Origin of the sequence: Stygiolobus sp. CP859M, assembly GCF_037389975.1 — an archaeon.
Classification (GTDB): Archaea; Thermoproteota; Thermoprotei_A; order Sulfolobales; family Sulfolobaceae; genus Stygiolobus.
Map to the genome: position 1 here is coordinate 37,906 of NZ_JBBHKS010000017.1, position 23,632 is coordinate 61,537.

The 23,632-nt window shown below is 40.3% G+C and carries 28 protein-coding genes; 13 read left to right on the top strand and 15 right to left on the bottom strand.

Features of this window, described 5'->3' with window-relative positions; translation table 11 throughout:
• Positions 1–8 precede the first annotated feature (8 nt).
• Entirely contained in the window at positions 9–980 is a 972-nt protein-coding gene (gene trxB, locus WIW72_RS07190; protein ID WP_337700398.1) for a thioredoxin-disulfide reductase, read from the top strand.
• The gene (locus WIW72_RS07195) at positions 981–1,775 is read left to right on the top strand and encodes an inositol monophosphatase family protein (protein ID WP_337721335.1); all 795 of its coding nucleotides are present in this window, start codon (positions 981–983) and stop codon (positions 1,773–1,775) included.
• On the opposite strand, the gene WIW72_RS07200 is transcribed toward WIW72_RS07195, so the two are convergent.
• Genes WIW72_RS07200 through WIW72_RS07210 form a run of 3 tightly spaced genes read right to left on the bottom strand, consistent with a single transcriptional unit; the run spans position 1,714 to position 5,272 of the window.
• On the bottom strand, positions 1,714–3,534 hold the full coding sequence (locus WIW72_RS07200; RefSeq protein ID WP_337700394.1) for an AAA family ATPase: 1,821 nt from the start codon (positions 3,532–3,534) through the stop codon (positions 1,714–1,716). The genes WIW72_RS07195 and WIW72_RS07200 overlap by 62 nt on opposite strands.
• Before the next feature lie 30 nt (positions 3,535–3,564).
• The gene (locus tag WIW72_RS07205) at positions 3,565–5,136 is read right to left on the bottom strand and encodes a phytoene desaturase family protein (protein ID WP_337700392.1); all 1,572 of its coding nucleotides are present in this window, start codon (positions 5,134–5,136) and stop codon (positions 3,565–3,567) included.
• Between the two features lies 1 nt (position 5,137).
• Positions 5,138–5,272, bottom strand: coding sequence for a hypothetical protein (locus WIW72_RS07210; protein WP_337700390.1), 135 nt, complete (start codon positions 5,270–5,272; stop codon positions 5,138–5,140).
• A gap of 40 nt (positions 5,273–5,312) precedes the next feature.
• Here WIW72_RS07210 and WIW72_RS07215 point away from each other — a divergent pair, with 40 nt between their 5' ends.
• Together WIW72_RS07215 and WIW72_RS07220 are read left to right on the top strand one after the other, a co-directional pair.
• Complete coding sequence (locus tag WIW72_RS07215; RefSeq protein ID WP_337700389.1) at positions 5,313–6,401, top strand: alkaline phosphatase family protein; 1,089 nt, start codon at positions 5,313–5,315, stop codon at positions 6,399–6,401.
• Positions 6,394–6,930 (top strand): phosphoribosyltransferase, encoded by a 537-nt coding sequence (locus WIW72_RS07220; RefSeq protein ID WP_337700387.1) that lies wholly within the window; start codon positions 6,394–6,396, stop codon positions 6,928–6,930. The genes WIW72_RS07215 and WIW72_RS07220 overlap by 8 nt, the downstream gene beginning before the upstream one ends.
• On the opposite strand, the gene WIW72_RS07225 is transcribed toward WIW72_RS07220, so the two are convergent.
• Positions 6,927–8,600, bottom strand: coding sequence for an acyl-CoA mutase large subunit family protein (locus WIW72_RS07225; protein ID WP_337700385.1), 1,674 nt, complete (start codon positions 8,598–8,600; stop codon positions 6,927–6,929). The two genes, WIW72_RS07220 and WIW72_RS07225, sit on opposite strands and share 4 nt — an antisense overlap.
• An 87-nt stretch (positions 8,601–8,687) precedes the next feature.
• On the opposite strand from WIW72_RS07225, the gene mce reads away from it, so the two are divergent.
• Both mce and hsp20 read left to right on the top strand, forming a co-directional pair.
• Positions 8,688–9,110: a methylmalonyl-CoA epimerase gene (gene mce, locus WIW72_RS07230; protein ID WP_337700383.1), complete on the top strand. Its 423-nt coding sequence runs from the start codon at positions 8,688–8,690 to the stop codon at positions 9,108–9,110.
• A 64-nt stretch (positions 9,111–9,174) separates the two neighbouring features.
• Positions 9,175–9,696 carry an archaeal heat shock protein Hsp20 gene (gene hsp20, locus WIW72_RS07235; protein ID WP_337700381.1) on the top strand — a complete coding sequence of 174 codons (522 nt, stop codon included), beginning with the start codon at positions 9,175–9,177 and terminating at the stop codon, positions 9,694–9,696.
• Here the strand turns inward: hsp20 and WIW72_RS07240 are convergent.
• A complete protein-coding gene (locus tag WIW72_RS07240; RefSeq protein ID WP_337700379.1) occupies positions 9,683–10,177 on the bottom strand; it encodes a ZPR1 zinc finger domain-containing protein in 495 nt (164 codons plus the stop codon). The genes hsp20 and WIW72_RS07240 overlap by 14 nt on opposite strands.
• Positions 10,178–10,237: 60 nt before the next feature.
• On the opposite strand from WIW72_RS07240, the gene WIW72_RS07245 reads away from it, so the two are divergent.
• Positions 10,238–11,812: a GTPBP1 family GTP-binding protein gene (locus tag WIW72_RS07245; RefSeq protein ID WP_337700376.1), complete on the top strand. Its 1,575-nt coding sequence runs from the start codon at positions 10,238–10,240 to the stop codon at positions 11,810–11,812.
• Here the strand turns inward: WIW72_RS07245 and WIW72_RS07250 are convergent, their stop codons facing one another.
• Both WIW72_RS07250 and WIW72_RS07255 read right to left on the bottom strand, forming a co-directional pair.
• Positions 11,813–12,214 (bottom strand): SRPBCC domain-containing protein, encoded by a 402-nt coding sequence (locus WIW72_RS07250; RefSeq protein WP_337700375.1) that lies wholly within the window; start codon positions 12,212–12,214, stop codon positions 11,813–11,815.
• Positions 12,215–12,643, bottom strand: a complete 429-nt coding sequence (locus WIW72_RS07255; protein ID WP_337700373.1) for a CoxG family protein — start codon at positions 12,641–12,643, stop codon at positions 12,215–12,217. It lies immediately after the preceding gene.
• A gap of 27 nt (positions 12,644–12,670) precedes the next feature.
• On the opposite strand from WIW72_RS07255, the gene WIW72_RS07260 reads away from it, so the two are divergent.
• On the top strand, positions 12,671–13,228 hold the full coding sequence (locus WIW72_RS07260) for a nucleotidyltransferase family protein (protein WP_337700371.1): 558 nt from the start codon (positions 12,671–12,673) through the stop codon (positions 13,226–13,228).
• Here WIW72_RS07260 and cutC read toward each other — a convergent pair.
• The gene (gene cutC / locus WIW72_RS07265; protein ID WP_337700369.1) at positions 13,179–13,685 is read right to left on the bottom strand and encodes a glyceraldehyde dehydrogenase subunit gamma; all 507 of its coding nucleotides are present in this window, start codon (positions 13,683–13,685) and stop codon (positions 13,179–13,181) included. The two genes, WIW72_RS07260 and cutC, sit on opposite strands and share 50 nt — an antisense overlap.
• On the bottom strand, positions 13,682–14,527 hold the full coding sequence (gene cutB / locus WIW72_RS07270) for a glyceraldehyde dehydrogenase subunit beta (RefSeq protein WP_337700367.1): 846 nt from the start codon (positions 14,525–14,527) through the stop codon (positions 13,682–13,684). The genes cutC and cutB overlap by 4 nt, the downstream gene beginning before the upstream one ends.
• Before the next feature lie 195 nt (positions 14,528–14,722).
• On the opposite strand from cutB, the gene WIW72_RS07275 reads away from it, so the two are divergent.
• Positions 14,723–15,592 (top strand): carbohydrate kinase family protein, encoded by an 870-nt coding sequence (locus WIW72_RS07275; protein WP_337721336.1) that lies wholly within the window; start codon positions 14,723–14,725, stop codon positions 15,590–15,592.
• Positions 15,589–16,641: a DNA polymerase IV gene (locus WIW72_RS07280; RefSeq protein WP_337700364.1), complete on the top strand. Its 1,053-nt coding sequence runs from the start codon at positions 15,589–15,591 to the stop codon at positions 16,639–16,641. The genes WIW72_RS07275 and WIW72_RS07280 overlap by 4 nt, the downstream gene beginning before the upstream one ends.
• Here the strand turns inward: WIW72_RS07280 and WIW72_RS07285 are convergent.
• Complete coding sequence (locus WIW72_RS07285; RefSeq protein ID WP_337700361.1) at positions 16,624–17,064, bottom strand: hypothetical protein; 441 nt, start codon at positions 17,062–17,064, stop codon at positions 16,624–16,626. The genes WIW72_RS07280 and WIW72_RS07285 overlap by 18 nt on opposite strands.
• 16 nt (positions 17,065–17,080) lie before the next feature.
• On the opposite strand from WIW72_RS07285, the gene rtcA reads away from it, so the two are divergent.
• On the top strand, positions 17,081–18,088 hold the full coding sequence (gene rtcA / locus WIW72_RS07290; protein WP_337700359.1) for an RNA 3'-terminal phosphate cyclase: 1,008 nt from the start codon (positions 17,081–17,083) through the stop codon (positions 18,086–18,088).
• Here rtcA and WIW72_RS07295 read toward each other — a convergent pair.
• Genes WIW72_RS07295 through WIW72_RS07315 form a run of 5 tightly spaced genes read right to left on the bottom strand, consistent with a single transcriptional unit; the run spans position 18,075 to position 22,504 of the window.
• The gene (locus tag WIW72_RS07295; protein ID WP_337700357.1) at positions 18,075–19,067 is read right to left on the bottom strand and encodes an alcohol dehydrogenase catalytic domain-containing protein; all 993 of its coding nucleotides are present in this window, start codon (positions 19,065–19,067) and stop codon (positions 18,075–18,077) included. The genes rtcA and WIW72_RS07295 overlap by 14 nt on opposite strands.
• Positions 19,068–20,351, bottom strand: coding sequence for a glutamine synthetase family protein (locus tag WIW72_RS07300; protein WP_337700535.1), 1,284 nt, complete (start codon positions 20,349–20,351; stop codon positions 19,068–19,070).
• 41 nt (positions 20,352–20,392) lie between these two features.
• Positions 20,393–20,623 (bottom strand): hypothetical protein, encoded by a 231-nt coding sequence (locus WIW72_RS07305; RefSeq protein WP_337700355.1) that lies wholly within the window; start codon positions 20,621–20,623, stop codon positions 20,393–20,395.
• 11 nt (positions 20,624–20,634) lie between these two features.
• Entirely contained in the window at positions 20,635–21,405 is a 771-nt protein-coding gene (taw21, locus tag WIW72_RS07310; RefSeq protein ID WP_337700353.1) for a tRNA 4-demethylwyosine(37)-methyltransferase Taw21, read from the bottom strand.
• Positions 21,359–22,504, bottom strand: coding sequence for an amidohydrolase family protein (locus WIW72_RS07315; protein WP_337700351.1), 1,146 nt, complete (start codon positions 22,502–22,504; stop codon positions 21,359–21,361). The genes taw21 and WIW72_RS07315 overlap by 47 nt, the downstream gene beginning before the upstream one ends.
• A gap of 34 nt (positions 22,505–22,538) precedes the next feature.
• On the opposite strand from WIW72_RS07315, the gene WIW72_RS07320 reads away from it, so the two are divergent.
• Both WIW72_RS07320 and WIW72_RS07325 read left to right on the top strand, forming a co-directional pair.
• Positions 22,539–23,369, top strand: a complete 831-nt coding sequence (locus WIW72_RS07320; protein ID WP_337700350.1) for an SIS domain-containing protein — start codon at positions 22,539–22,541, stop codon at positions 23,367–23,369.
• Positions 23,370–23,612: a hypothetical protein gene (locus WIW72_RS07325; protein ID WP_337700348.1), complete on the top strand. Its 243-nt coding sequence runs from the start codon at positions 23,370–23,372 to the stop codon at positions 23,610–23,612.
• Positions 23,613–23,632 lie beyond the last annotated feature (20 nt).

Sequence of the window (23,632 nt, forward strand, 5' to 3'; positions counted from 1 at the left end):
ATGTAAATATGAGTCTTATACCAAAATCGGCTGATGTTAAACCCGGTGAAACTTTTGATTTAATTATTGTAGGTCTCGGTCCGGCTGCGTACAGTGCTGCACTTTACGCCGCAAGATACATGCTCAAGACACTCGTTATCGGGGAGACACCTGGTGGACAACTCACTGAGGCAGGAGAAGTAGACGATTATCTCGGACTAATCGGAATCAATGCCCAAGACATGATAAAAGTGTTTAATAAGCACATAGAGAAATACAACGTCCCAGTAGTCTTAGACCATGTAGAAAGTATTAGGAAGGACGGGGATGAATTCGTAGTAAAGGCTAAGAGGAAAGGGGAATTTAAAGCAAAGAGCGTTATACTAGCTATAGGAGTAAAGAGGAGAAAACTTAATGTACCGGGTGAGGCTGAGTTTACAGGGAGGGGTGTGTCTTACTGCTCGATCTGTGACGCGCCCTTATTTAAGAATAAGGTTGTAGCTGTTATAGGTGGTGGTGATTCGGCCTTAGAAGGTGCTGAAATTCTATCAAGGTATGCGACTAAAGTATACCTTATTCATAGAAGGGACGAGTTCAGGGGACAACCGATCTATCTAGAGAACATAAAAGCAAAGCCTAATGTCGAGATAATCCTCAATACCGTTGTCACTGAAATTAAGGGAGATAAATTAGTGAAGTCTATACTGACTAAGAACGTGAAGACTGGAGAAACTAAAGAACTAAACGTTAATGGAGTATTCGTGGAGATAGGGTTTGAACCACCGACGGATTTCGCAAGAGCTAACGGACTTGAAACTGACGCCATGGGATATATAAAAGTGGATGAGTGGATGAGGACTAATATACAAGGAGTATTTGCCGCTGGGGATTGTACGGGAATGTGGTTAGGTTTCAGACAAGTCATAACTTCAGCCGCTCAAGGTGCTGTAGCTGCTCACTCGGCTTTTAGGTATCTTAATGAATTGAAGAGGAAAAAATAAATGAAGAGAGATGAAATAACTAAAATAGGGATAGAGGTAGCTAAGTTCTTAAGAGAGAAAAAAGATTCATCAGATATTGCGAAAGTTATAGCTACACACGAAGATGACGTGACTAGGAAGATTGACAAAGAGAGCGAAGAATACATATTTGAGCTTATGAGAAAAACAGGTTATAAATTCAAATTTATTTCAGAGGAAGCGGGAACTGTAGAAGACTCAGGTTACGAATACAAAGCCATAATTGATCCCATTGACGGGAGTACTAATTTTGTTTCTGGTATTCCGTGGTCTACAGTGTCAATAGCTGTTTACAGAAGTGATGAAAATAACTTGTTACAATCAGTTACTGGAGTCATAACGAATATATTCACAATGGACACTTTTTCTTATGACGAAAAGTACTCTTACATTAATGACAAGGTAGTACAAAATATTAGAAAACCGGAAAAGATACTTATCTTAGCTTACTTTTCGAGGAATAAATTCGAAACGGTAAAAGAGTTTTTAAGCCAAGTCAGGGACTATAAGCTCAGAAGTTTAGGTAGTGCATCCCTCGACATGGTTCTTGTTTGTATGGGAAAAGCTACTATGTTCTTCGATATTAGGGGAAAACTAAGAAACGTAGATATTGCAGCTTCAAGTAACTTCTGTAATAGACTAGGAATAAATCCTCATGATAAAAAGTTAGAAAGTATAAATTCAAGTTTGGATAAAGTAAGTACGCTAAGTGAAGTCATTGTATCTCTTGATCAGAATTTGAGTTCTTATCTTTCCTCTGCTTTAAAGAAGGTTTAACCATTTCTACTGCTTCTACTAAGTCTTCATAAGTCAGTTTTCTCTGGACGTTCCCTTTAATTATCTCCCTCAAAACTTTAAGTTTAGCTTCTCTAGCTACAGCAGCGAGATCAGCACCACTGAATCCGTCTGTAATTTCAGCTATCTTAACACAGTTAACTTGTTCGCACTCCTCTTTTCCTATATACTTCCTAAGGATGTCCTCCCTTTCTTCTCTATTGGGTAAAGGCATGTAAATTATTCTATCAAACCTACCTGGTCTCTTTAAGGCTGGATCAATATCCTCAATCCTATTTGTCGTTCCTATAACTACTACCTCTTTAAGACTTCTTATTCCATCCATTTCTGTCAATAACTGGTTCACTATCTTAGCCAACTCAGCCTTCTGTCCTTCCCTTCTAGGAGCTATAGCATCTAACTCGTCGAGTAGTATGATTGACGGTTTGTTCTCCCTAGCTCTGTTGAAGACCTCTTTTACAGTACTAACTGCTCCTTCATAACCTTTATATAATATTTCTGCACCGCTCAACATTATCAGTTTCACCTTTAACGTTCTAGCAAGGGCTTTAGCCATCATAGTTTTACCTACTCCGGGCGGTCCGTATAGTAATATTCCCCTTATAGGGGGGATTTTCATCTGTTCCATCAAGTTAGAATACTTTAACTGAACTTCAAGTAGGTCGTAGAGCTCCTTTTTTACGTTAAAATATCCGCCTATATCATCTAAAGTGATCCTTTCGGAATTTTCGTCTTCTACTATTTCAGGTCCTTTAAACTTCCTTTCATAATCCATGCGGAATTTCTCATAGTCATCGAGCATTTGTAACGTTACGCTAGGCTTATACCTCTTTATTACTTCAACAAAATCCTCCATTGTTATCTGCCTTTCCCGTCCGGTCTCAAGGCTCTCAATGGCAACTTTTCTGGCTACCTCTTGACATACGTTTGCCAGATCAGCTCCGGTAAACCTCTCGGTCATCTCAGCAATCTTGTCTAAGTCTACATTTTCGGCTAGCGGTTTACCCACACAGTGAATCTTCAAAATCTCTTTTCTAGATTTTTTATCCGGAACTCCTACATAGATAAGTTTGTCAAATCTCCCAGCCCTAAGTAGAGCCTTATCAAGAAGTTGAGGTACATTAGTAGAACCTACAATTATTACACCATCCTCACTATGAATCCCGTCTATCTCAGACAACATTAAGGAAAGTAGTCTTGGTGTTACAGAATCACCAGTGTGGCTTTCCCTTTTTACTCCAATAGTATCGATCTCATCGAAGAAGAGAATACAAGGTGCATTTTTCCTCGCATTTGCGAAAAGTTCCCTTAATCTCGCCTCACTTTCACCGTACCACTTGCTCATTATATCGCTAATATTAACGTAAATGAAGTTGATCTTAGCTTCATTAGCTAAAGCCCTCATCATTAAAGATTTACCACACCCAGGTGGGCCGAACAAGAGAATACCCTTAGGGGGTCTCAAACCGTATTTTTTAGCCAAGTCTTTGTGTTTTAGGGGAAGTTCAATATATTCCTTGATCTCCTTTTTTACATCTTCATAACCGCCTATCATGTCCCACGTTATTTTCTCTCCTGCGTCATCCTTTTTCTTAGTACTTTTCTGCTGTAATTGTACTGCCTTATCTGAAAGCATAAACTTTTGAGTATTCTTTTTAAATAACATATAAAGTAGAGTCATCATGACTGCAAGTACCCCTACCAATGATATAACAGTTTCTACATCTTGCGAAAAGACCATAATCAAACATCATTATGGAATTACAAATATTTAAGTCATAGTTAGGTTTTTCAAGTCTCGAAGAATTTCCACAGCAGCGTTGTACCCGGGTGCACCGGTTACACCACCACCCGGATGAGTTCCAGAACCACATAAGTATAAGTTCCTTATAGGAGTTCTGTAATCCGAATAACCTAACAACGGCCTGAAAACATACAGTTGATCAGGGGTCATGTCTAGGTGAAATATATTACCTCCCCACATCCCGAACCTCCTTTCGATATCCAAAGGGGTTAGGAACTCCATTTTCACGGGCTTGAAATTAGGAGCATACTCCCTTACTGTCTCGAGAACGATCTCTGTCATTTTATCTTTTAGGTCATCAAGCTTAGGGGAGTAGGGCAAGTATTGACCGAATATATTAAACACGAATTTCCCTTGCGGAGCTAACGTAGGGTCTATCGTAGATGGGATGTTAATAGAAAGCCATGGCTTCTTAGAATAACCGAAAAGCTTGGAGTCTAAGTAAGCATTCTCTATATAGTCTATTGAGGGCATTATAAGAATTGAAGCCTTATGTTCGTCTGTTAGTGACTTACCTTTACCGAAATCCGGCAACTCTTCCAAGTAACCGTTAATTTTGAAAGACACACCCGTGGTTTTCAGTGCATCTACTCTTCTCAAAAAATAGTCGTCCAGTTCCGAGTTTCTTGCCAGCTTAAGAAACGTCGTTTTAGGATCCGCATTTGACACTACTATCCTACTCTCCACGACTTTTCCGTCTTTCAGTTTTACGCCAACTACCCTCTCCTTTCCGTCAGAGTCCTTTTTGGTGAGTATTTCGTCTACTTCTGATGAAGTGAAGACCTCTACTCCCAGATTCTTCGCCGCATCAGCTATTGCCTTACTTACGGTCCCCATACCTCCCTCTACATACCCCCATGCACCTTTTATCCCGTTCACCTCACCTATGTTGTGGTGCAGAAAAACATAAGCAGTACCGGGAGTCGAGGGAGAGGCGTAAGTACCAACAACTGCGTCCTCAATTAAAGCCGCTTTTACCTCTTCAGACTCAAAGAACTCGTCCAAAAACGACTTCCCGTCTTGGAAGAACATCCTAGCCAGACTTAAGGCTTTATCCTCGTCTATGCTCAGACCCTTAAAGAACGAAAAGAGCTCTTCTACCTCAGAAAATTTAGGAGGACGGTTTAGCATGAAAAAGTCAGCAACGGAGGAGAAAGTATCCAGAAGTTGGACAAATTTCTCGTAGCTCTTTGCGTCGTTCTTGGAATACTTCTCAATTTCCTTTATTGTCTTTCTTGTGTCCGTCCATATAGAAATCCCCTTACCGTTTCCAAAAGGTACGTAAAGCCCTGGGTCTTTAAGATAAACCTTAAGACCGTATTTCTCTAGATGTAGATCTTCAATTATTTTTCTCCTTAACAAACTTAAGACATAGGAGCCTGTTGATACTTTAATTCCAGGCCATAACTCTTCAGTTGCAGCGGCCCCGCCGATCATCCCTCTTCTTTCGAATACCGCAACTTTCAGGCCTTCCTTTGCAAGATACGCAGCAGTCACAAGTCCATTATGGCCTCCTCCTATTATTATTGCGTCGTACATCTTACGCAGTACCCCGCCTTATTCTAAAAAAAGCCGCAATGGCTGCACCTGCAACTGATAAACCTATAGCGAGGTAAGCAAAAATTGTTATCATGTTCTGAACAGCTAACTCATCAGGAGGTATCGTAGTAGCCATGATCATATAACTTCATTAACTCGGATAAAACTTTAGTGGTATGGAGTTCGTATACCCTGATTATTCTTCGAGAAGCATTTATAATCTAGCCTGTGGGATAGCTGAATTTCTCGGGGTAAATAGGCAATGCAAAGGCAATAAGATTGGTATAACCGGTAAAAGATTAGTCTTAGCGTTGATTGATGGCATGGGCTATAAAATGATGGAGAAGGCGGGAATAAATGTAGACACTTACATTACTACTGCTTTCCCTTCAACTACAGCAACAGTCATTACGACACTATTTACGGCCCAACTACCTGGAGAGCACGGGATTTTAGGCTATACAACATATTCCAAGAAACTCGGTTCTGTGATTAACACGTTGAAGTATACTTACCCCTTAATAGACTCAAGGGACTCGATTTCTTCACAAGTTAAGTATTCTACACTATTCCCAGAGGTAAAGAGCTATTTAGCCGAGGTGACGGATAAGAACACTGCAGGGGTAATACCCAAGGGTTTAAACGATACTGAATTTACTAACATGACTCACGGTAAGGTGAAAGTAACAAAGACATATAGCACTTATTTTGACGCATTCTACGAACTGAATAACGCTTTGAATGAGAACTATGATTTTGTGTACTTTTATATACCGGACGTCGACACATTAGCTCATAAACACGGCCCTAACACTGAAGTGGTCAAGGAGGCGATAAAAGATATCTATGAAAGGTTGAGTAAACTAGCCGCGTTGAGAAGAGAATACGAATTCGTTATTATCGCAGATCATGGTCATGTACAAACAAGAGATCATGTAATTTTCAATAACGACACTGAATTCCTTAACATTTTGGATTTACCCCCTTATGGCGACTCAAGGGCTATTTTCCTCCACAGTAAGTACGATCTGAAGACTTACCTTTACTCAAGGTATCCTTCATTAAAGGTATTCCCTAGGAATGAATTTGAAAAGTTGTTAGGTAAGGAAGGCTCTTACGCAGATTTCATAGCAGTCCCAGATGATGATAAGGCTTACGTTTATTTATTTAAGCAACAACAAGATGACTATACAAAGTTAATAGGTCATCACGGGGGACTGAGTGAGGACGAGATGAAAATACCTTTGGTGATCATGAATGGTTGAGTATTATATCCCTAAGTGGGAGGAAATAGAAGAAGGGATTTTAACAATAACAGAAAGAATGCTGAGTGATGATTTTGTCCCTGACGTAATTGTGGCTATTCTTACTGGCGGAGTAATCCCAGCCAAACTAATGTCGGATGTGCTGGGAATAAAGAGCATGAGATATATTGACGTCAAGTTCTATAGGGGAGTAAATACTAAGGAAAATAAGCCTATAGTGAGAGCGGTATACGTAGATAGTCTTGAGAACAAAAAAGTTCTCGTCATAGACGACGTGTCGGATACTGGGGAAACATTAGACTTTATCGGGAACGTCATAGCAATGTTTAACCCTTCTTTAGTAAGGACAGCAACAATATTCGTTAAGCCGTGGTCTAGAAAGTATCCGGACTATTACTACAAAGTAGTTGATAAATGGATCATCTTCCCTTGGGACAAGTGGGAGGTAGTTAGAGAAAACATTGAAGCACCGGTTGATAAGAAAGAGAGGTTCTTAGAAATACTCAAAAAATTGAGGAAAAACAGTTAGAATATAGCGGGTTCTCTGTATTCTCCCCAAACTTCTCTCAAGGTAGAGCTTATCTCTCCTACTGTAGCTCCAACCTTAATTGCGTTCAGTATGTGTGGGAATAAGTTCTCCCTTTCCTTCTCAGCTGCTTTCCTAACAGCGTTTAATGAGTCCCTCCACTTGATTTCGTCTCTCTCACTTCTATACTTCTTCAGCCTCTCCATTATTCTGTCCCTAACTTGAGAGTTTACCCTAAACACTTCAGTAGTACCTATCCAGTCGGGCTCGTAGAACATGTTTACTCCTACTTTCACCATGTCACCAGTCTCAATCATCTTCTGTATTCTATAAGCACTGTTAGCGATCTCGGCTTGTGGATATCCTTTCTCAATAGCCTTCATCATGCCCCCCATCTTCTCTATTTGATCAATTATCTTCCACGCCCTTTCCTCAATCTCATCAGTTAACCATTCAATATAATAAGACCCAGCTAAAGGGTCAATAGTATCAGTTGCACCGCTTTCATACGCAACTATCTGCTGAACTCTAATTGCGATTTTAGCAGACTTCTCGCTTGGCAAAGCTAAAGCCTCGTCATAAGAGTTAACGTGGAGGCTCTGTGTACCCCCGAGAACAGCTGCTAGGGCTTGTAAGGTAGTCCTTATTATGTTGATCTCTGGTTGTTGTGCTGTAAGTTCGGCTCCTCCGGTTTGTGTATGGAACCTTAACATCATAGAGTCTGGTTTCTTAGCATTGAACCACTCTTTCATTATCTTAGCCCACATCCTCCTAGCAGCCCTAAACTTTGCTACTTCCTCGAATATGTTTGTATAACCTGCAAAGAAAAATGACAACTTGGGAGCGAAATCATCTACCGGAATACCCCTTTCGGCTGTCTTTCTCACGTATTCAATACCATCAGCTAATGTAAATGCTACCTCAAGAACAGCGTCAGCTCCTGCTTCTCTTATGTGATAACCACTAATGCTTATAGGGTACCACTTAGGTATGTTCTTTGCTGAGTATTCGATTAGGTCTATCGCATAACGTAAGGAAGGCTCGGGGGGATATATGAAGTTCTTCCTAGCTATGTACTCTTTTAGAATATCGTTTTGTACAGTACCGTCTAACACATTCATGCTTATTCCTCTGGACTCAGCAGTTGCTACGTACATAGACAACACCTCAATTGCCGTAGCATTAATCGTCATTGATGTCGTTACCTTGTCCATTGGAATCCCTGACATTACTAAGTCCATTTCCTTCCAGTGGAACATTGATACTCCTACTACACCTACTTCAGTAAACGCTAAAACGTGGTCTGGGTCTAGACCCAACTGGGTAGGTAGATCAAAAGCCATACTCAAACCGGTCTGGCCGGCTTGAAGTAGTTTTCTGAACCTAGCGTTTGTGTCTTCAGCCGAGCCGAAACCTGCGTACTGCCTAATTGTCCACAGCCTCCCCCTATACATTGTGGGGTAAATTCCTCTGGTGAACGGGTAATCTCCGGGAAAACCTATCTTCTCGTCATACGTACCTTTGAGGTCAAGGGGAGTATAAAGCCTCCTTACCTCTATGCCTGAAGGTGTTGTAAAAGCCTTTTTCCTCTCAGGTCTCTTGGCTAGCCACGGATTCAGCATCCTTTCTTCCCACTTCTGTAAACTTTCCTTGATTTTTTCATCTGTATCCATAAGGTATCATGATTATACTTGTTTAAACACTATATAATCTTTGCTTTTTAAACAAACTTATAAGTCAAAAATGAATTAATTCTAGCCATGGAGACACAAAATATCGACCATATCGGTGTCGTAGTGGAAAATATAGATAAAGCGATTGAATTCTACACCACTACGCTCGGGATGAAACTTGTTCATAGAGAGGACTTACTAGATAGAGGTATAAAAGTGGCTTTTCTTACCGGAACTGATGGTGAAACTGCTGTAGAACTTTTAGAGCCCATTAACCACGAGGACATGAATAACACCGTTGCCAAGTTCCTGAAAACAAAGGGGCCCGGGCTTCATCATTTAGCGGTTAAGGTGGAAAACATAGAAAAGAGTCTGAAAGAGCTAGAATCAAATGGTTTACAACTTGTCGACAAGGTCCCTAGACCTGGCGCTAGAGGACATCTAGTAGCATTTATACACCCAAAGAGCGTTATGGGTGTGTTATTGGAGCTTGTTCAGCCTCGTGAATGATCAAGGTAATTTCACGCGTTGATTTTTTTAGCTCTAATTCGTAATTCTCTTTTGGGATAAAAAGATGTCAAGAAGGTATAAGGATCCATTTGAACTATTTGATGAAATGATAAGAGAGATAGAAGAAGAATTCGAGAGGTTCGAGAGGGAATTCATGAGACTTGGAGGAGAAGGCGAAGTAAAAACATTCGGTCCTTATGTTTACGGATTCAGAGTAACAATCGGACCTGACGGGAAGCCAATTGTAGAGGAGTTCGGAAACATTAAGAACTATAAAGGAAAGCCAATGATAACTGAAGAGAGAGAACCTTTAGCAGACGTAATAGAGAAAGGCGATGAGATTAGGGTTATAGCAGAAGTACCTGGTGTTGATAAGAATAGCGTAAAAGTGAAGATAACGGACGGAGGGAAGACATTAATAATTAGGGCTGAAGGTGGGGATAGGAAATATTACAAAGAGATAGAACTACCGACTCAAGTAGATGAGAACAGTGCCAAGGCTACTTATAACAACGGAGTATTGCAGATAATACTGAAAAAAGTGAAAAGCAAGGAAGAGGAAGGCAAAGAAATCAAAGTTGAGTAATTTTTACTTTTTCCGATTGAATGAAGCTCAGACCACTTTCATCATTTATTATTAAGGTAAACGGGATTTTCCCATTTTTTGCATCCTCAAGCTTCTTACATTTCTCTTCTTTACAATTATCCCCCAACTGATCAAGAATTATTTCTAAAATTCCCTCAATAGTCGTCAAGACTCCTTGATATGCTTCACCCGCAGTAACTTCAATTTCTAACTCGGGGATTATAATGTCCGCAGAAGCTGATCTGTAAACTATTGTTCCTAGGTCCTCTTCCTTTTCAACTTTAAGCTCTAATTTAATTGGTGTCAAGAATTCTAGTGGTTTTACATCTCTCAATCTGTAACCGCAACTTTGACATTCCCAAACCGACAGTTCTAGTTTACCTACATTGGGTGCTTCATATAGATACTCTCTGATGATCATTTGATCCGCATGGCATATGGGACATTTGTGTTTTCCTTCATAGAGTAATTGAGGTTCCATTTTAATCTTATTAAAGTTTATCTATTCGGATACAAATTATTATTTGTAAAAAGTGGTGGGATGAAGTATCCTAAGGAGAACGAGATCGGTAAGATAGAGTATAAACTTTTAATAAATAGTAAAGACGAAAATAGGTTACAATCTCTCGCTACACAAATGAAATACAGACTTGAAGAAGGAGGAGGAGAAGCGTTTTACGTAATCGGAGTAAGCGATGATGGAGACGTTTTGGGGTTAAGTATAGAGGACTTAGAAAGTAGCATTGAAATTCTAGACAAAATTGCTTCGGCAGTTAATGCTAAAGTAGTACACAAGAGAATTGTCGAAGTAAAAAAAGGACGATATATAGGAGAAGTGCTCATAAGGTTATTCAAGGATAAGATCCCCGTCCAAGTTAATGTAGCTGTAATGGGTCATGTAAATGCTGGGAAGAGTACTTTGACCGGTGCACTAGTATTAGGAAAACTTGATGATGGAAACGGTACACTGAGGGCTATGGTAGCCCGACATGTACACGAGGTTTTGACTGGGAGGACTTCCTCAATTACTTTAAGGCTTCTCGGATTTAACGATAAGGGAACAATTGTTAACTGGAACTTGAGAGATCCTCTGGACGAAGCCGAAATAACGTTAAAAAGTACGAAGATAGTGAGACTTATAGACCTAGGCGGTCACGAGAGGTACCTCAGAACGACTCTGAAGGGATTATTAGGATACGAAGTAGATTATGTAATGCTCGTAGTGGGGACGGACGACGGATTATCCGCCATGGGAAAAGAGCATTTAGCTATTGCATCAATACTTAAGTTCCCAGTGTTCATAGTCATAACAAAAATCGACAAATACGACGAAAAGAGAGTACAAGATATAGTAAATGACATAAGGAACGTGCTTAAGATTCCAGGGATTAACAGGCTTATTATGGAGGTAGAATCCGACGAGGACTTATTAAACGTTATCCTAGCCATGAGGAGTAAGAGAGTAGTACCGATCTTTAAAGTGTCAAACGTAACCGGGAAGGGACTCGACATACTGAGTAGGTTCTTGAACATGCTACCACCTAAGCCCAAGGTCACAAGTGATGATAACCAGCCTCCTCTAGTTTATATAGACGAAATATATAACGTGAGCGGAGTAGGAACTGTTGTACTAGGTTCAGTAATAAGGGGGAACGTAAAGACAAATGATAGTTGTTATATAGGTCCTACTAAACTGGGAGAGTTTAAGCTAGTTAAAATCAAGTCGATTCAGTTGAACAGAGTATTTGTTGACTCTGTAAACGCAGGAAGTATAGCGACTTTTGCAGTTCAAGGAGTGGATAAGGAGAACCTGAGAAAAGGAATGGTACTAACAGTGGAAAAACCCAAAAGCTATAAGAGGTTCAGGGCTAGAATAGTAGTACTCCATCACCCGACTACAATTAAGGAGGGATATGTAGCTACCTTGCATCTATACACAATTAGACAAGCAGTGAAATTCCGTGAAATTTCCTCGAGATATCTTAGGACCGGTGACACAACAGAAGTGGTGATGGAGTTCCTATATAGGCCAGAATATATAGAGAAGGGGCAGATATTCGTTTTTAGAGAAGGTAGGACTAGAGGTCTCGGGATAATAACTGAGTTACTAGAGTGATTATTCATCTATTCTTTGTTTAGTACATGTTATTATGTCCTCTGCGATTTTATGTGCTTGCTTCTCTACAAGTTTCTCCAAGCCTTTAATAGTAACTTGCACCTCATATTCTACTTTATATATTAGTTTGTCATTGTCAACCTTGACTCGACTGGTAATCGTAGAGGTTACTCCAACTCCTTTAACTTCGATAACAGACACAGACTCATTATCCCTAAACTCAAAGGACTTCACTCGAGCCTCAGCCTCTACTGTCAAAAAACCAACCTTAGATCTGACGGTAAATTCTTTTCCTTTTATTTCAGTTACGCCTGGAATACAATTAATTAAGTTCTGATAAGAACTGAGGAACTCTTTTGCTTTATCCACATTCTTTATTTCTACCTCTCCGCTTATCTCCAATTACTTCACCTTAGTTTTCACGCACTCAAACAAGTCGTTAACTATCTTACCTACAGCTGAATCCATTAATCTCGCTCCTATCGAGGCAAGAACACCTCCGACTTTTACGTCAGCAGAATACTTTAGCCTAACTGGATTATCTAAAACTTGTAAGATTGCATTAATATCTACGTTACTGTTTAACCCATTTCCTTTTGCGATTAAGCTAAGGGTTTTCTTAGCATTGTCTATGTTAACAAAACGAACTAACGCCTTATACTCTCCTTTTATGAAACCTATTCCAACTGTTCCTACTACTCTATACTCGTCACCTTCCTTGGTTAAACTCTTTATCCCGGGGAAGCAAGAAGCCATGCTTTCTGGTTTTGTCACGAAATTCCAAAGCTCTTCAGCACTTACCTGAACCGGAACTTCTCCTTCATATTTCATAAATAGGTATTTCGAGTAGAAGTATTTATGAGAATCGGGGCTGTAATTCTAGCTGCAGGTGAGGCTAATAGGTTCGGTTCTAATAAACTAATTAAGGAAGTTTACGGAGTGCCTATTATTAGAAGGGTAGTAAGTGCTGTTGAAGGCATAGAGAAAGTAATTGTAGTGGGGAAATACTACCAAGAGTTGATGAGAATATTGGAAGACCAAGTAGTATTGTACAACCCTTATTGGAATAAGGGAATGTCTACTTCATTAAAACTCGGGATAAGGTTCTTTCAAGACTATGATGGAGTTATTATACTCCTTGGGGATATGCCGTTTATTACTAGGGATACCGTAAATAAGATAATCCAATCATTCACTGTGGACTGTGACATGGTAGTACCTACATACAAAGGAGTTAGAGGGAACCCGGTACTATTACACAAAAGGACTTTTCCCCTGATCATGAATCTGGAGGGAGATATAGGAGCTAGGGCTATAATGGATAAGGTTAAAAAAATCTGTTACGTTGAGAGTGGTGAAGAAGTCCTCATTGACGTGGATACTCCTTCTGATTTAACCTCAAAGAAGCATCCTTAATAGCTTTTACTATGTTTTGGTAACCTGTACACCTGCATAAGTTACCCGATATACCTTCTCTAATATCCTCCTCTGACGGGTTGGGATTCTCTTTGAGTAACCAGTAAGCCTCCATTATCATACCCGGAGTACAGTAACCGCACTGTAAACCGTGATTGTCCCAGAAAGCCTCTTGTATCGGATGTAGCTTCCCGTCTTTGCTAAGACCTTCGACAGTTAGTATATCAGCACCTTCAGCCTCTACCGCCAGAACTGTGCATGACTTAACGGATCTTCCGTTCATTATTACAGTACATGCCCCGCAATTAGAAGTATCACATCCGACATGAACGCTTGTATATCCTAAGTCTCTTAAAACGTGTACCAATAGTCTTCTGGGCTCTACCTCCACCTCGTGAACTTCTCCGTTTACCTTCAAAGTTATCTTAGCCTTTTGGTCTTTCTCTATTATCTTCATTTACGAACACCTCCTAAAGCTTGATTTATACCCCTCTTAACTAATACCTTAACCATCTTCTTCTTATACTCAGCTGATCCCCTTATGTCCGAAGTTGGGTTTGTGCTCTCCATAGCCCTTGTCGATGCTTTCTCGACTACTTCTTCAGTGAGTTCCTTCCCTATTAACTCTTCTTCTGCACCCTTTGCTCTAACTGCTACATTGTTTACAGCAGTTAAGCCTATTCTTGCATCTTCGACTCTACTACCGTTTACCTTCAGAAGGAGCGCAACACCTACTATTGCGTAATCACCAGCCCTTCTTTCTAGCTTTTGATATGAAAACTTGTAACCATCAAAAGCTGGAACTTGTATTTCTGTCACAAGTTCTCCAGAGTTTAAATCTGGTGTAAACATGTCTTTTGCGAAGTCCTTAAAATCAACTAATCTCTGACCTTTCTTGCTTCTTATCAAGACCTTAGCGTCCATTGCTATCAAAGAAGCAGGGTAATCTGCCGCTGGGTCTAGGTGTGATATAACACCACCTATTGTTCCTATATTCCTAACTTGGGGGTCTCCGATCGTTTTTGCCACATCACTTAGTAGCGGTACATTGGATTTTATCATGTCGTAATGGGTCGTTAATGCACCTATTTTATAGATATTTCCTTCTCTTTTCACGTAGTTAAGTTGTTGAAATCTCCTTATTTCCACTATATAAGAAGGTCTTATAATCCTGAGCTTTAAAGCGGGTATCAAACTATGTCCGCCAGCTAAAGGTCTTGCATCTTCATGTTGTTCTAAGAACTCTATCGCTTCCTCTATACTATCGGGGATTACATAACCTATCTTGGGAGGATACACAAATAATGAATTACCATATCTATTTAAAATCTTGCTATAGTTAATATGCCAAACTATACTAATTTATATGTCCCCAAACGGTTTACCTTTTAAGCGAGATAGCTAGTAGATTTATTTAAGGAATACTCTTTACTACTGGTGATGAAGACTTTTGGGTCAGAGTAGTGAAGACGTGGCGGCTAACTGAGGTGTTATATGTTGAAACCCATACATCTTTCAGTTGGTAGAATTAACATAGATGTAATAGTAAAGTTAGATCGATTTCCTCAGCCTGACGAACCTCTTAGCACCGACATTCTTGAAATACAGCCCGGCGGTGCGGCTGTAAATTACGCTACAGCGGTTAATAAACTAGGTCATAGCGTTAAGATTTTAGCCAAAGTAGGGAAGGACTCACTTGTCATAAGACCTATACTCGAAAAACTAGCGGAAACCGGTGTGGGCTTGGACTATGTAGAAGAGGTAAATGCACCCCAAAGTATGGCTTTAATTCTTCTGAGGAGTGATGGAAAAGTCTCAATTGTTAGGAAGTTAGGCTCTTCGTTACTTCTATCAGATGAAGACGTAAGAAAGTACTTCGGGATGTTTGATGTGATTCACTTCGCCTCCGTACCTCCTGAAATCGTGATCAGAGACCCTAGCTCGAAGTTAATCAGCTATGACCCAGGGCCAAACAGTGGAAAACTTAATTCTGAACTGGACGTAGATATACTCTACCTAAACGAGAAGGAGAGCAACTCCGTGAACATAAACAATTTGCGGAAAGTGAACTTAATCATAATAAAAATGGGTGAAAAAGGTGCTAGGGTAATATCCCAAGATAAGGAGTGTGAGGTAGAGGCTTATAAAGTGGATCATGTAATTGATACTACCGGTGCAGGAGACGTATTTGATGCAACATTTAATTATGCGTATATGGAGGGTTATAGTCTAGAGGAGTCGTTAAGGCTCGCAGCAGCTTCTTCAGCTTTAAAAATAACCAAATTAGGAGGAACATCCTCTCCCACTCTAAGCGAGATCCTAAATGCATTAAAATCTTACACTCCGAGTGTATATTGTAAATGATTGTGCTCTTCGTGGACTTTGACTACTTTTTCGCCCAAGTAGAAGAGGTACTGAACCCCCAGTATAAGGGCAAGCCGGTAATTGTCTGTGTTTACTCTGGGAGGACTAAGACCAGTGGTGCTGTGGCTACAGCTAATTACGAAGCTAGAAAACTGGGAGTAAAGGCTGGGATACCAATAATTAAGGCGATGGAGTTAGCTCCTTCCGCTGTATTTTTACCCATGAGAAGGGAGGTCTACCAAGAAGTTTCTAATAGGATTATGGACGGAATACTCAGGAAATACACCTCAAAGCTCGAAATAGCGAGTATTGACGAAGCATACTTAGATATAACAGATAAAGTAAAGGACTTTGATGAAGCTTACGCCCTAGGTAAGAAAATAAAAGAGGAGATATTTGAGAAGGAAAAACTGACAGTGACGATAGGAATTGCCCCTAATAAGGTATTGGCTAAAATAATAGCTGATAAGAATAAACCGAACGGGTTAGCCGTGCTAAAGCCAGAGGATGTTCAGTCTTTCCTCCAAAGCTTGGACATTGACGAAATACCGGGGATAGGAAAGATTTTGGCTGACAAACTGAAAGAAATGGGGGTTAATAAGTTAGTGGATGTCTTGAACTTTGACTTCATGAAGTTAGAAAGGGAAATAGGTAGGTCTAAGGCAACTTATTTGGTCAAATTGGCTCAGAACAGATACAACGAACCGGTAGAGGACAAGACCAAAAAGCCTCACGGTAGGATTTTAACATTACCGTATAATACGAGAAAGCCCGAAGTAATACTACCTCACCTTAAGAGAGCTGTAGACGAGGCTTATAGCAAAGTTCAAGGCGTACCTATGAAGATAACGGTTGTGGCAATAATGGAGGACTTAGAAATCGTAAGTAAAGGAAAGAAGTTCAAACATGGGATCAATAAGGAAAACGCATATGAAAGAGCATTCGAACTACTCAAACAGATCCTCGAGGAGGATGATAGAAAAATACGTAGAATAGGAGTTAGGTTGGATGACGTGATTAAGACCAGAGGGTTAGACCAGTTCTTCTAAGGAAACAATACCCTTTAATACACTGAAATTTACGTTACCATACTTCAATAGGTAGTTCACAAACCCTCTAACCCCCCTACTGTTAGTATCTACTTCTTTAAGTACTTGAATGTTTACGTAAAAAGGCACCACATTACCCTTTACGACCTTTTCTAGAGGGATTACCCTCCTGATCTTATCAAAATCTTCTTCTATGTTCTTAGCCTCTAAGTAAGCTTTCTCGCCTCTTATCGCTATGACTACGGGCTCGTCACTTATTTCACCGTACTTATCGTGAATAACTACCAACCTTCCTACCCTACCCCCAGGAACGTCTTCGTAAAAGTTCAAAGCCTCTACGAAGTCACCGTTACGGGACATAGGTATAACTATTAACTCCTCTATGCTTACGATTTTAACGACAGATTTTATTCTCACTTTCATATTTATCACCATAGCAATGATCGAGATAGACGGCTCTTACGGTGAAGGTGGGGGTCAAATACTCAGAACATCATTGACACTTTCGGCTCTAACAAAAAAACCTTTTAGGATCTACAACATTAGAGCTAAAAGACAGAAACCTGGGTTACAGAGACAACACTTGACAGCTGTAGAAGCTGTTAAGGCTTTGACCAGCGCTAAGACCAAGGGAGACTTCGTGGGTTCAACTGAACTCATTTTTGAGCCTAGGGATATTGTTGAATCAGGACACTTCACATTCAATATGGGCACTGCTGGAAGCGTTACCCTAGTGCTTCAAACAGTCTTGCCAATCATCCTTAATAGAAAAATAGAGATAAGGCTAATCGGAGGGACAGATGTACCTAAGTCTCCTACCATCGACTATATAAGGCTTGTGTTCCTGCCATTACTTACCAAAATAGGAATAAGAGGAGACATTGACGTTGTCAAAAGAGGTCATTACCCAGAGGGGGGTGGTGAGGTTATAATAAAGAACTTTAAGGATAATCCTACATCTTTTTCTATAAATACTTTCGGAAAACTGATAAGGATAATAGGAATTTCACATGTGTCCTCACTCCCATCTCATATAGCTGAAAGGCAGAAAACTTCAGCAATATCAATTCTTGCCAAACTGGGAGTTGAGGTCTCGATCGACTTAGACATAAGAGAGAATGAAACTAGTAAGGGGAGTGGGATAACCCTCAGTGCGATAGGAGAGAATAGTATTATTGGTACAGACTCTTTAGGGGAAAGAGGAAAGAGAGCAGAGGTTGTAGGAGAGGAAGCTGCAGAGCTCCTAGTTAAAGAGTTGAAGACTGGTGCTGCAACCGACAGTCATATGGGAGATATGTTAATGCTTTACGCATCACTATACGGTGGAGAGTATACATCATCATACTTAACTCAACATGCAAGGACTAATGCCGAAATAATAAAGAAGTTTCTAAACGTAAGTGTTGAAATAATAGGTGAATCACCATACTTATTTAAGGCAAAATAACAGCCCTTCCAACTACTCTCTCCTCTAAAAGATCGTTTATTGCCTCATTAATTTCCTCAAGCTTATAGGGAACCGATAAAGTTTTGAGCTTTCCAGCTTCAAATAGCTTAATTACCTCAACCATATCATCCATATTACCATATAATATTCCCCTTATCCTTGACCCCCTTAAGACTATTAGTTGTTCAGGGATTTGTAAATGACCACCGTATTCACCGATTATTCTTAATTCCCCTTCTCTACTTAATAACCAAGGGGCATCTTCGAGCGTTTGATCGTTTCCTACGAAATCCAGTACATAGTCGAATTTCTTTCCGGCTACTGGAGAGAATGGAGGGTCTTTCTTTTTCATCGCTAGTACCTCGTCGGCTCCTAAACTCTCCGCCTTACTCAACCTTATCAAATTCCTCCCTATTACGGTGACCTCAGCGTTTTTCATCTTAAGTAGTTGGATAGCCAGTAAAGCTACGGATCCTACCCCTATCACCAATACTCTATCTCCTTCCCCTATCCCTTTCGTGGCATTATAGGCAGTTATTCCAGCATCGGCTAAAGGTGCTGCGGATATGTAATTCCCGCTTACTTTGAATAGGTACTCCTCAGAGGGAACTTTTACATATTCTGCAAACCCTCCGTCCGTATGAACACCTATGACTCTCACGGACTCACAAAACTGCCTATCCCCCCTTCTACAGTATTTACACCTACCGCAGCCTATCGAGCTGTATACGAGAACTTGATCCCCTTTCTTGAACTTGTTACCTCCTTCCACAACCTCACCTACTATTTCATGCCCCAAAATAAGGGGAGTCCTCACGGCTATGTCGTTCTCCCATTCACCGAAAATTAAGTGAATATCGCCGTGGCAGAGCCCAGAAGCCTTAACTCTTAAAAGGACTTCACCAGGGTTCAATTTCGGCTCAGGCACGTCCATTATTTGAAGGGGCCTACCTTTTTCTAAAAAAACAGCCGCCTTCATTTACCATCCCGACTTAAGATATGCTGCTATCTCCCAATCTGTTATCTCGTTCTCGTAATCATCTAACTCCTTCCTTTTAATCTCTATAAACGTGTTAATGAGGTCTTGACCCAATGCATATTTTAACTTGGTGTCACGATCTAGGCTGTTAATAGCCCCCCTTAAACTCGTCGGTAAGGTTACTACGCTGTAATTAACATCTATATCCAAACCTCTTTCTATTCCATCTAGGCCCGCATGAATGATCGCGGATAGAAGTAAATATGGATTTGCTAGGGGATCTGCCAATCTGAACTCGATTACCCCATAATCCTTATACGTTGACGGGATCCTTATTATGTAGTGCCTCTCGTTTCCTATGCCTGCGATTGTCGGTGTAACTATCTCTTTAAATCTCTTATACGAGTTGACAGTGGGGGCTGCAATAGCCATTATTGAGCCTATATGATCAAGTATACCTGCCAAAAAGTTATAGAAAGTCTTGCTCAATCCCAATCCTTTCGGGTCGTTAACGTCGATACCAATGGGCCTCCCAGTTAAATCCAAGAGCTTAATGTAAACGTCCATACTGCTACTCGGGTAATTCCTAAAGGGCTTTGGCATGAAGGTGGAGTACAACTTATAGTACCTTGCGGTGTCGCGTATTATTTCTCTAGCAGTAACTAAAGAGTCAGAAGCTGTTAATGTATTTGACATCGCGAAGGTAATTTCGTATTGACCCGGTCCATAGTGTTTATTGATGTATTGAACCTGAGTATTGACACTCTCAAGATTTTTAATTAAATCCCTTAAGAAACTCTGTTGTTCCATAAGCCCTTCAAGAGAGAACGCTCTTGCTTCATCTGCCGGTAAAGGCTTTCCGTCCTTGAAGTTTATAAGGTAAAAGGTAGGTTCAAAGGCTACTTCCAGCTTTATTCCACTGTCCATCAACTTCTCCATGGAACGATTAAGGAGAGACCTTGTGCAAAGGTTATGAGGAGAGCCGTCACTTTCAGTTAAATAGCTCATTACTCTAGCCGTCCTTTCTAAGTAGGGAATAATAGCAAAGGTTGAGATGTCGGGCTGCGCGAACATATCACCATATATGTGTTTTATCGGTGTATCCCTATAGTCGAGAAACAGTAATGACTCAGAATACTCGACCCCCTTTCCTTCTAATACCTTTTCGAACTCTGCCCTCCTTAAAGATCTTCCTCTTACATTTCCTAAAATATCAACGAAGACTACCCTTACATAATCTACTTTTCCGGATTTTAGTATTTCCAGTACTTCATCCCTGATCAATTTGCTCAAACTATCCTAACTATTACTTTATATAAAAGCATTCAACGAAAACGCATGAAGATCTGACCGGCATAAATAACGGCGTTTTGGTAATCACCGAAAATACCCGACTCGACCACTTTTCCCTCTTTCAACAAGGTTACTATATATAGATAATCTTCGGGTGTCTTTCCCTTCTTACGATGAAATTTTAGCGTGTAGACTCCCAGATTAACGCGCTTCCTTTGGGATACTTCATATCCTAATAACATTATGGTATAGATGTCTACCATAGAGTCCTTAATTACTTTTTAATGTCAACAACTACATGATAAACTTTTGGTTTCACACTCCTTACAATCCTAGCAAAGACTACGTTTGGGTATTCACTCTTTGCCAGACTAACTGGGTCGTTGCCCTCTATTTCAGTGTATAAGTGCAATATCCCACCTGCCTTCAAATGAGGCATAGCTACCTCGTAAGCTTCTTCAGCCTTCTCTGGGAGAGGAGCCAATATTCTATCGACATTATACGGGAGATAGTCCATTTTCTTAAAAGCGTCTCCGTAAATAGGAATAACCCCGAAAGCCTTGTTCAGATCCACGTTAGCCATCATATAATAATAAGCAAAGGGATTAATGTCAATAGAATAGACAGTTGAGGCACCACCCATAACGTAAGAAAGTATTGAAAACGGTCCATACCCTGAGAACATATTGATGATGACTTCCCCTCTCCTTACAAGTCTAGCGACCCTTATGTGCTCGTAGGAAAGTTTAGATGAGTAAAAAACCTTGCTTATGTCTAGGAAGAACTTACACCCGTACTCTTTGTAAATCGTCTCACTCTTTTTTTCACCGGCTAAGTGAACTGTAGTTGAAAGCCTGAAGTCCCCGCTTATATCCCTATACTTACCCCACACTGACTTAACGTAAGGGATTTTTTCGAGAATTATTTCCGCTAACTTTCTTACTTCTTCTACGTCTTTGTCGAAAGGGATTCCGATTATGGCGATGTCTCCTACTATCTCAACCTTTTTCCAGAGACCTAGTTCTTTCGCCAGTTTTTCTATCAATTTCCTCTAACCTCCTGACGCCCTCTTCGACGTCCTTTAATCCCACGTTCAATGGTAAACCCCCGTCTAACACGGGTTCACCGTTCACTATCACGGTCTCTAATGAATAACTCGAGTACATCAGGGTCTCATAAGGAGATACTATGTCCAAAGGAAATGCCGGAGGCTCAGAGTATTGGAATATAACTAAATCGGCAGTATAACCTGAGTTCAGGACTCCCGAGTTCATTTTGAGTTGAGAATAACCCCAATCAGTCATAGAATGGAAAGCCTCTTCAGCTGTAAGTAAAAGCCTGGTAGACGTATAAGCCAACTCGTGGCGAATGTCAAATGAGGGTACAAGGTCTAGTGATACAGATGGTTTATACTCGCTTAAGGGAAACTTAGATACCTCATAAGAGGGTGTAAATGACAACTTAAAGCGCTTCTTTCTTATTACGTCTAGATCTAACCTTGATCCGCCGCCCAACCCTATTATTTGGTCGTAATCTATGTCCTCTGTGAGATACACCTTGTTATCAACAAGAACGGCAATTTCGTTTTCCTTAGCCAGTTCAACTGCGTCCCTCAGTAAGGACTGATCACAAACTTTCAGAATTACATTATTGGCTCCTTTATGAGACCATCTATTGAACAATGTCCTGAACTCTTTTTCCCAGTCGCTAGGCGAATTACTACAACCAACGGAAACTATTATAATCGGTCTTAAACCCACCTCCGATACTGCTCTAGCTACTATATCTAGATGATTTCCGCTAAATCCTACTGTAGTGACACCTTGTTTTAGGAGATGATAAGCCCCTAACAAGGCGAAATAATAAGAATCGTTAGATGAGAAAGTAGAGAGAAGCAGATTAGCGTTTTCCCTACCGGTGAAGATCCTAAATCTGAATGGATAAAGAGACAAGTAAGTGTGAATTGTTATAAAACCCGGTGATACAATTCTATCCCATCCCCCTATGTCGAGTTCTGCATCCTCATAACCAGTGAGTTCATCATGAGATACTACATCTATTTTAGAGTCTTGCAAACCAACGTAAACTTTTCTGAGTGGTTTACCAGCACCTAAGGCGATCCCAGCCCTTATTACGGTTTTCATGGTATTAAATACTGGAGGGTAAAATATAAGACTGATGAATTACATTGAGCTAATAGAAGACGAGGTAAAGAAATTCCACCCTATAGAAGTTGAACAAAAAATTACCTCTGGAATTATAGTAGGAGCCGGAGACTCCTATGCGGTAGCTCTCGCTTTGGAGGGAAAGACAAGTAAGAAAGTTATTGCCGTGGACCCATACGAAGCCCTACACATAAACTCGGATAGACCTTACGTTATAGTCTCGATATCTGGAAGGACTAAGACTAACATTGAGTTAGCTAAGATCAAGAGAAAAGAAGGTAGAAAAGTTATAGCCGTCACAGCTAACCCTACTTCGCCCCTCGCAGAAAACTCTACTGAGACCATTCTTATACCCTATAATAGTAATATTACATTACCCGGTACCTTATCCTTCCTTCTTGCCTTATCAGCTGTTTACTCACTTTTCGGTATTGAAATACCTAAAGATTACATCAAGGCTAAGAGTTTTGAACTACGGGAAAAACCATTCTTTGTCGGTCAAGGAGAAAACTACGGTATAGCTTACTTCTCAGCTTTAAAATTAAATGAAATTTTCTGCGAGAATGCAAACTACGAGAGATTCGAACTATTTCTTCACTCTCCTATATTCTCTACAAGAGGTAGGCAAATAGTACTCTTGAATAGCGGAAGTGAAAGAGAAAGAAGACTCAAAAAACTCATAGACTTTACCTACGTCTACTTAACTGAGTGTACTGATGCTTTTTGTAACGCACTTACTGCCATTCTTGCAATAATTGAAAGGATGAAAAGGGAAAACTGGAATAGAATTTGTTTTATTGATGATAAAAAGATCCTAAATATTAGTTCAGAGATGATATACTAGATGGCGAAAACTTTAGATCTAAGGCAAAGCGATACTAAGTGTGGTTCTAGTTCTCCTGCTCTTACCATAATGAGGTTTTGGCTTTCGGAGGGTGGTAATCAAGAAGTAGAGATAATTGCTGTTAAAGGCGTTCAGGCAGACCAAGTGGAAATGTGGGCTGAAGCCATGAAAGATAAGGGAGTTAAAATCCTTTCAAAACAAGACGAAGGAGATAAAGTGATATATAAAGTATATCTACCATAAATCCTAATAATGAATTTTAG

Excerpts from the sequence above, each read along its gene's own strand:
- trxB (WP_337700398.1), top strand. The coding sequence starts at position 9 with ATGAGTCTTATACCAAAATCGGCTGATGTTAAACCCGGTGAAACTTTT.
- WIW72_RS07195 (WP_337721335.1), top strand. The coding sequence starts at position 981 with ATGAAGAGAGATGAAATAACTAAAATAGGGATAGAGGTAGCTAAGTTC.
- WIW72_RS07200 (WP_337700394.1), bottom strand. The coding sequence starts at position 3,534 with ATGGTCTTTTCGCAAGATGTAGAAACTGTTATATCATTGGTAGGGGTA.
- WIW72_RS07205 (WP_337700392.1), bottom strand. The coding sequence starts at position 5,136 with ATGTACGACGCAATAATAATAGGAGGAGGCCATAATGGACTTGTGACT.
- WIW72_RS07210 (WP_337700390.1), bottom strand. The coding sequence starts at position 5,272 with ATGGCTACTACGATACCTCCTGATGAGTTAGCTGTTCAGAACATGATA.
- WIW72_RS07215 (WP_337700389.1), top strand. The coding sequence starts at position 5,313 with ATGGAGTTCGTATACCCTGATTATTCTTCGAGAAGCATTTATAATCTA.
- WIW72_RS07220 (WP_337700387.1), top strand. The coding sequence starts at position 6,394 with ATGGTTGAGTATTATATCCCTAAGTGGGAGGAAATAGAAGAAGGGATT.
- WIW72_RS07225 (WP_337700385.1), bottom strand. The coding sequence starts at position 8,600 with ATGGATACAGATGAAAAAATCAAGGAAAGTTTACAGAAGTGGGAAGAA.
- mce (WP_337700383.1), top strand. The coding sequence starts at position 8,688 with ATGGAGACACAAAATATCGACCATATCGGTGTCGTAGTGGAAAATATA.
- hsp20 (WP_337700381.1), top strand. The coding sequence starts at position 9,175 with ATGTCAAGAAGGTATAAGGATCCATTTGAACTATTTGATGAAATGATA.
- WIW72_RS07240 (WP_337700379.1), bottom strand. The coding sequence starts at position 10,177 with ATGGAACCTCAATTACTCTATGAAGGAAAACACAAATGTCCCATATGC.
- WIW72_RS07245 (WP_337700376.1), top strand. The coding sequence starts at position 10,238 with ATGAAGTATCCTAAGGAGAACGAGATCGGTAAGATAGAGTATAAACTT.
- WIW72_RS07255 (WP_337700373.1), bottom strand. The coding sequence starts at position 12,643 with ATGAAATATGAAGGAGAAGTTCCGGTTCAGGTAAGTGCTGAAGAGCTT.
- WIW72_RS07260 (WP_337700371.1), top strand. The coding sequence starts at position 12,671 with ATGAGAATCGGGGCTGTAATTCTAGCTGCAGGTGAGGCTAATAGGTTC.
- cutC (WP_337700369.1), bottom strand. The coding sequence starts at position 13,685 with ATGAAGATAATAGAGAAAGACCAAAAGGCTAAGATAACTTTGAAGGTA.
- WIW72_RS07275 (WP_337721336.1), top strand. The coding sequence starts at position 14,723 with ATGTTGAAACCCATACATCTTTCAGTTGGTAGAATTAACATAGATGTA.
- WIW72_RS07280 (WP_337700364.1), top strand. The coding sequence starts at position 15,589 with ATGATTGTGCTCTTCGTGGACTTTGACTACTTTTTCGCCCAAGTAGAA.
- WIW72_RS07285 (WP_337700361.1), bottom strand. The coding sequence starts at position 17,064 with ATGAAAGTGAGAATAAAATCTGTCGTTAAAATCGTAAGCATAGAGGAG.
- rtcA (WP_337700359.1), top strand. The coding sequence starts at position 17,081 with ATGATCGAGATAGACGGCTCTTACGGTGAAGGTGGGGGTCAAATACTC.
- WIW72_RS07295 (WP_337700357.1), bottom strand. The coding sequence starts at position 19,067 with ATGAAGGCGGCTGTTTTTTTAGAAAAAGGTAGGCCCCTTCAAATAATG.
- WIW72_RS07305 (WP_337700355.1), bottom strand. The coding sequence starts at position 20,623 with ATGGTAGACATCTATACCATAATGTTATTAGGATATGAAGTATCCCAA.
- WIW72_RS07315 (WP_337700351.1), bottom strand. The coding sequence starts at position 22,504 with ATGAAAACCGTAATAAGGGCTGGGATCGCCTTAGGTGCTGGTAAACCA.
- WIW72_RS07320 (WP_337700350.1), top strand. The coding sequence starts at position 22,539 with ATGAATTACATTGAGCTAATAGAAGACGAGGTAAAGAAATTCCACCCT.
- WIW72_RS07325 (WP_337700348.1), top strand. The coding sequence starts at position 23,370 with ATGGCGAAAACTTTAGATCTAAGGCAAAGCGATACTAAGTGTGGTTCT.